We start from the raw sequence: 1,431 nt of genomic DNA, 5'->3' as shown, positions 1-1,431 counted from the left end.
GTTCTGCGCTTGCCGAGTCGTTCTCGATTGCTGCGAGGCCTTCCATCGTTCCTTCGCCGCGTGTTGCCAGGTGCCAGGACGAGCCGTCTTCAGGAAGTTCGATCGCTGCGCCTGCGCCGGTCAGGCGCGGCGCGTAGAGGCCGGAAGGACGGATCGCGAGCTGGGGCTCGTCGCTCAGTGAATGCAGCGCGCTGGCAAGTGCTGATGCCAGCTGACCTGCTTCTTCCTGACCTGCTTCTTCCTGACCTGATGCTTCAAGAACCTCAGGCAGGTCAATGAGGAGGAAGCGACCCGGGTGCTCAGACTGAGCGCTGCGCACAAGGCCCCAGAGCGCAGAGAGCGCAAGGTCCGCGCTCTCGCCGGGTTCTGCTGCAACGGCTCCGCGGGTGAGAATCACCAATGGGCCTGCGGCGGACTCTTCGATCTCAAGCCAGCCCTTGATCACTCCCAGCGCCCAGGCGGAAAGCTCTGAGGCTGCGGCGTCGGGGGTGGTCGACTCTGGTTGCGGGCATTCGATCAGCGCGGCGGCGAGTGGCAGCTCTTCATCTGAGGAAGATCGCTCGGCGAGGTCAGCAAGCTGCGCGAAGGTTTGCGCTCCTTCAAGCGCGGCTGAGAGCTCAGGCGAGAGCTGACCGATCACTGCGAGCTGAGCTGCGGAAGCCTGGGGCTGATCCTCTGGAGCTTCAGCGGACGCAGCCGGCACCCATTCGAGCGCAAACAGCGCGTCGTCGCTGCTTGCTGCCTGCTTGAACTGCGCGGGGTCTGCCTTTCGGGCAACTACGCCGCCGACGCTCACCAGGTGCTCGCCGCTCTCTGAGAAGGCCTCGATGCTTGTGCGCGAGGGCGCGCCGTCTGCTGCTCCGTCTGCTGCGCTGCCTTCTTCGCCGCCTTCCTGAGTCTTCACCGCACGCACTCGCAGCTGGCCTGCGCCGCTTATCGGGACGCGCACGTTGTTGAAGGCGAATGGAAGCGCGACGCCCTCCTCGCCATTGGACGCAAAGAACATCGTGTGCAGCGCGGCGTCGAGCAGCGCTGGGTGGACGCTGTATCTATCGGCAGTAGGCAGCTCGTCTTCGCCAAGGCTTATCTCGGCGTAGATTGCGTCGTTCAGGCTCCATGCCCGGGTCAGTCCCTGGAAGACCGGGCCGTATTCAAAGCCTGCGCCTGCGAGTGATTCATAGAGCGCGGAGGTTTCGATTTCTTCTGCGCCTTCTGGTGGCCACTCCGTGAAGTCAGGCAGTTCTGATTCTTCCGGCGCGTCTGCCGAGAGGGTTCCGCTCGCGTGGCGGATCCAATCTGCAGCTTCCTCCTCGTCCGAGTCTGCTCGCGAGTGGATCTCGATGTCCCTCTGGCCGTCTTGACCCGGAGCAGTCAGCGCGACCTGAATCTGCACCGCTCCGTCTTCTGGGATGACCAGCGGCGCTTCAAGCA

Annotated in this window: 1 protein-coding gene; it reads right to left on the bottom strand. The window is 64.0% G+C overall.

All coding sequences use genetic code 11. The annotated features are described in order from the left end of the window. Window positions 1-1,431: polyketide synthase dehydratase domain-containing protein (locus ACREB4_RS21260; protein ID WP_431590232.1), on the bottom strand; the 1,431-nt coding region annotated here is incomplete at both ends.

The sequence above is a fragment of the Aquabacterium sp. genome (assembly GCF_050725395.1).
Lineage (GTDB): Bacteria > Pseudomonadota > Gammaproteobacteria > Burkholderiales > Burkholderiaceae_C > Aquabacterium.
This window is presented reverse-complemented; position numbering and strand designations above follow the sequence as displayed.